Genomic DNA, 4,842 nt, shown 5'->3' with positions numbered 1-4,842 from the left:
ATCGCAAGCTCCAGCCTCGCCTTCGCCGCCACGCCGATCCTGGCCGAGGCCGCGCCCAAGCGCGTGCTGGTCTGCAAGAACGTTAAGAAGAAGGCGACCAACGGCGCGGTGATCGGCGCTGTTGGCGGCGGGCTGCTCGGCCACACAGTCGCCGGCCGCGGCGATCGGACCGAAGGCGCCCTCATCGGCGCCGGCGTCGGCGCGGTGACCGGCCATCAGATCGCCAAGTCCAACGCCAAGAAGAAGCGCTGCCACTACGAGTACCGCTGATCCGGCGCTGACGCGCCTCCGACGATTACTTCTTCAGGCACAGCCAGCGGGCGCGGTGGAAGTTGGGGGCGTTGTCGACCCACCCGGTGACTTTCGGGCTGACGAGGTTGCGGTTCACCACGAAGTAGATCGGCGCAATCCCCTCGTCGTCGAGCATCAGCTGTTCGGCGCGCATGAGGATGCCGGCCCGCTTGGCCTCGTCCGGTTCCTGGTCGGCGGCGGCCAGTAAGGCGTCATAGGCCGGGCTCTTGTAGTCTCCATAGTTCTGCGCCCCGGTGTCGGACTTGAGCAGGCCCAGGAACGTCACCGGATCGTTGAAGTCGCCGTACCAGGTCATCGACCCCGCCTGGAAGTCGCGGTTGCGGTAGGCGTTGAAGGCGACACCCGCTTCGTTCTGCTCCAGCTTCACGTCGACCCCGATGGCGCGCCAGTCCGCTTGCACGGCCTCCATCAGCAGCATGGTGTCGGTGTTGTTGGCGGCCAGGATGGTCACCTTCAACGGCCGCTTGGCGCTGTAGCCGGCTTGCGCCAGCAGCGCCTTTGCCGACGCTTGGCGCTCCAGGTACGGCATGTCCGCCCAGCGCAATCGCGATCCCGGCTTCACGTAATGGGCCGTGGTGTCGGGGACGAAAGCGTAGGCCGGGACTTGGCCGGCGCGCAGCAGCTTGGCGGTGATGAAGTCCCGGTCGATGGCCTGCGACAGCGCCCGGCGCACGCGGATATCCTTGAAGGCCGCGACCTGGGTATTGAAGCTCATATAGGCCGTCGCCAGCGCGACGTCGGTGCGCGGATAGCCCGGCATGGTCTCCTTCAGCCGCTGGAAGCGGTTGGACTGGAAGCGGGTGTTCACGTCCAGCTCGCCGCGGGCCACCCTTCGCTCCGCCGAGACCACGTCCGGGGTCGGATAGTAGTTGATGCGGTCCAGGCAGACCTTCGCCGCGTCCCAGAAGTGGGGGTTCTTGGTCACCGTGATCTTGTCGCCGAGCTTCCAGCTGACCAGCTGGAACGGGCCGTTGGAGACGTAGTGGCCCGGCTGGACCCACGCCTCGCCCCATTTCTCCACGGCGTGCTTGGGCGCCGGAAAGAAGCTCTGGTGCTTGGTGAGCTCCGGCAGGTAGGGCGCGGGGTGTTCCAGCGTGATCTGGACGGTCCGTGGATCCAGCGCCCGGGCGCCCAGAGACGACAGCGGCGCCTTGCCCTCGCTCACCGCCTGGCCGCCCTTGATGACATAGAGCAGGTAGGCGTAGATCGAGGCGGTCTTCGGATCGAGGGCGCGCCGCAGGCCGAACACGAAGTCGTCTGCCGTGACCGGGACCCCGTCCGACCACTTCGCCTCGCGCAGGTGGAAGGTCCAGACGAGGCCGTCGGCGCTGACTTCCCAGTGGGTCGCGGCGCCGGGGATGGGCGTGGCGTCGGGGGCGTCGGCGGTCAGACCCATCATCAGGTCGTTAATCACCGCCGCCTCATCGAGGAGGTTGGACTTGTGCGGGTCCAGGGTCTGCGGCTCGCTGTTGTTGCCGTACTCCAGGCAGGACTGCCCGGCCGGACAGGCGGGCCGCTGCGCCGCGTCCTGACAGGCGCCGAGCGCCAGGAGGGCTGCGACGCCCACAAGCAGAACGAGGATGGGTGACAGGATGCGGCGCAAGGCGAGACTCATGGCGGACGCGCCATCAGTCCACCGCGACGGCGCCGATGTCGAGGCCACGCCTCAGGCCAGGCGGAATTCGGCGCCCACCGCCTTGAACTCCACGGGCTTGATCAGCGCCCGATGTCCGACCGTGATCCGGAACAGCGGCCCGTCCAGGGTCCGCGTCCAGAAGTCGAGGAACTTCTTAAGCGTCGGGAACTCCGGGAACAGGTCGTAGTCCTGCCACAGGTAGCTCTGCAGCAGGGCTGGGTGGTCCGGCATCCGGTAGAGGATCTCGGCGGTGGTCAGGCCATATCCGGCCATCTGTTTCTCGAACGCAGGTGAGGCTTGCATGGGACCTCGCTATGACAACCTGCGCAGGGACGCATGATTCCGATGAATTGTTCCTGAAAATCAGCTGTTTAGCACTCGACTACGGCAGTTGCTGCTACGCTCGGGGAAGAACGCCACGGTCACCAGATTCGCACGCGCTCTGCGGGCGGGATGTACATCGGGTCGCCGGGCTTGACGGCGAAGGCCTCGTAGAAGGCGTCGATGTTGCGGACCGGAATGTCCACCCGCGCCAAGGGCGGCGAGTGGGGATCGCTGACCAGCAGCTGCTTCATGTAGTCGTCGCGGTACTTTCCGCGCCACACCTGAGCCCAGCCGAGGAATACCCGCTGGGAGCCCGTGAGGCCTTCGATCACCGGGGCCGGCTGGCCCTTCAGGGAGATGCGGTAGGCCTCCAGCGCCAACTGCAAGCCGCCCAGGTCGGCGATATTCTCGCCCATGGTCAGCGCGCCGTTGATCTTCGCCCCGGGGAGGATCTCGGTGGCGGCGTATTGCTTGCCGAAGCTTTCGGCGCGGGCGTTGAACTTCTCCTCGTCGGCCTTTGTCCACCATTCGGTGAGCCGTCCATCGCCGTCCGACTTGCGGCCCTGGTCGTCGAAGCCGTGGATGATTTCGTGGCCGATCACCGCGCCGATGCCGCCGTAGTTGATCGCCGCGTCGCCCTTCGGGTCGAAGAACGGCGGCTGCAGGATGGCGGCCGGGAAGACGATCTCGTTCTTGGTGGCGGAGTAGTAGGCGTTGATCGTCGCCGGGGTCATCTCCCACTCGGCGCGGTCCACGGGCTGGTTCAGCCGCGCGGCGCGGAAGCCCCAGTCGAAGGCCGCGGCGCGCGCGACGTTGCCGTAGAGGTCGCCGTCCTTGATCACCAGGCTGGAATAGTCGCGCCACTTGTCGGGATAGCCGATCTTGACATTGAACTTGGCCAGCTTCTCCGACGCCTTGACCTTGGTCTCCGGGCTCATCCAGTCGAGCTTCTGGATGCGCGCGCCCATGGCGGTCTTCAGGTCACCGACCAGCGCCTCCATGGCCGCCTTGCTCTCGGCAGGGAAGTAGGTCTCGACATAGACCTTGCCCAAAGCCTCGCCGAGGTTGCCGTCGACCAGGTTCACGCCGCGCTTCCAGCGGGGCTGCTGGGCCGGGATGCCGGACAGCGTCTTTGAGCGGAACGCGAACTTGGCGTCCACGAAGGCCGCGGGCAGGTAGCCGGCGGCCTGGTCGATGGTCGTGAACGCGAGCCAGGCCTTCAGCGTGTCCGGGTCCGTGTGGGCGTAGATTGCAGCGATCTTCGGGAAGGCGGTGTTCTCTGCCACGATCACGCGTCTGGCGGCCATAAGGTCGGCGCCGGCCAGCATGGCCTTCCAGTTGAAGCCGGGGGCCAACTCTTCAAGCTCGGCGATGGTATAAGGATTGTAGGTCTTGTCGGCGTCGCGGCGCTGTTCCTGCGCCCAGGAGACCTTGGCGATCTCGGTCTCCATGGCCACGATCGCCTTGGCGCTGGCCTCTGGCGCAGCCCAGCCGCCCAGCCGCAGCATCTGGACGATGTAGGCCTCGTAGGCCGCGCGCTGCGGCGCGAATCTCGCCTCGAGATAGTAGTCACGATCGGGCAGGGTGATGCCGCCCTGGGAAAGGTAGACGGCGTACTGGAGCGGTGACTTGGCGTCGTCGTAGACCTGCGGGTTGAAAAAGCTCTGGCCGAAGCCCCTGGCGGTCATGCCCATCAACCGAGCGATGTCGTCACGGCTCCTGGCGGCGCGCACCCGGGCCAGGTCGGCGGCGAGCGGCCTGGTCCCCAGCGCCTCAACGGTCTTCTCATCCATGAAGCTGCGGTAGAGGGCGCCGACCTGCGCCTCAGCGCCGGTGGCCGCAGTGTTCGCCGCGGCCCTGTCGACAACCGCGCGCATGCGGGCGCGGGACAGCTCGTCCAGGGCGTTGAAGGCCCCGTAGCTGGAGCGGTCCGCCGGGATCACGAGCTTGTCCATGTAGGTCCCGTTGGCATGGCCGAACAGGCTCTGGCCGGGCGCTATGGCGGCGTTGCGGCCGGCCAGGTCGAAGCCCCAGGCGCCCATGCGCGCCGCGCGGGTCAGGTCCTGCGCGGGGGTTTCGGGCGCGACGCCGGCGGCTGCGGCGGCGGGGCCGGCCACAAGCAGGGCGGCCGCAGCGCAGGCGGCGAACCGGAAGGTCTTCATAGGATCAGGGTTCTCTCGGTGAGATTCGACCGGACCATGACTCCGGCCCGGCGCGTTACGCTCGTTACATTTTTGTCAGCATGCCTAGCGTTTCATCGCAGGCGCGACGGGCGGCGTCAGGCCTACGACGAACCCCGCCTTCACCTTGGCGCCGCTGGCGAAGGTAAGGGTGGCGGGCAGGATGTCGCCCGCCTTCAGCGACCGGGTCAGACCCATGAACATCAGGTGGTACCCGCCGGGCGCGAAGGTGACACTGCTGCGGGCGGGCACCGGAACGTTGGGGACCATCTTCATCGACGCCATGCCACCGCTCACGACCGACCGGTGGATCATTACCTGTCCCGCCAGGGGGCTCGTCGCTGCCACCAGGGCGTCGGCTTTCGGGCCGGGGTTTGCCAAGGTCATGAA

At 67.1% G+C, this 4,842-nt stretch carries 5 protein-coding genes; 1 reads left to right on the top strand and 4 read right to left on the bottom strand.

Going from position 1 to position 4,842, the window contains the following annotated elements:
- Positions 1-270 (top strand): glycine zipper 2TM domain-containing protein (locus tag QZV94_RS20135; protein WP_293681042.1); only part of this gene is annotated, 270 nt, incomplete at its 5' end.
- Between the two features lie 25 nt (positions 271-295).
- On the opposite strand, the gene QZV94_RS20130 is transcribed toward QZV94_RS20135, so the two are convergent.
- The 4 genes from QZV94_RS20130 to QZV94_RS20115 form a co-directional block, all read right to left on the bottom strand.
- Positions 296-1,927, bottom strand: a complete 1,632-nt coding sequence (locus QZV94_RS20130) for a peptide ABC transporter substrate-binding protein (RefSeq protein WP_293681039.1) — start codon at positions 1,925-1,927, stop codon at positions 296-298.
- Positions 1,928-1,978: 51 nt separating this feature from the next.
- On the bottom strand, positions 1,979-2,251 hold the full coding sequence (locus QZV94_RS20125; RefSeq protein ID WP_293681036.1) for an usg protein: 273 nt from the start codon (positions 2,249-2,251) through the stop codon (positions 1,979-1,981).
- Positions 2,252-2,370: 119 nt separating this feature from the next.
- Positions 2,371-4,434, bottom strand: a complete 2,064-nt coding sequence (locus QZV94_RS20120; protein WP_293681033.1) for a M13-type metalloendopeptidase — start codon at positions 4,432-4,434, stop codon at positions 2,371-2,373.
- An 84-nt stretch (positions 4,435-4,518) separates the two neighbouring features.
- Positions 4,519-4,842, bottom strand: a 324-nt coding sequence (locus QZV94_RS20115) for a copper chaperone PCu(A)C (RefSeq protein ID WP_293681030.1), incomplete at its 5' end; no start/stop codon positions are given.

Source organism: uncultured Phenylobacterium sp. (assembly GCF_902826855.1).
In the GTDB taxonomy this organism is placed as follows: Bacteria; Pseudomonadota; Alphaproteobacteria; order Caulobacterales; family Caulobacteraceae; genus Phenylobacterium.
Note: the sequence above shows the minus strand (reverse complement) of the source record. Positions and strands in the feature narration are given on the sequence as shown.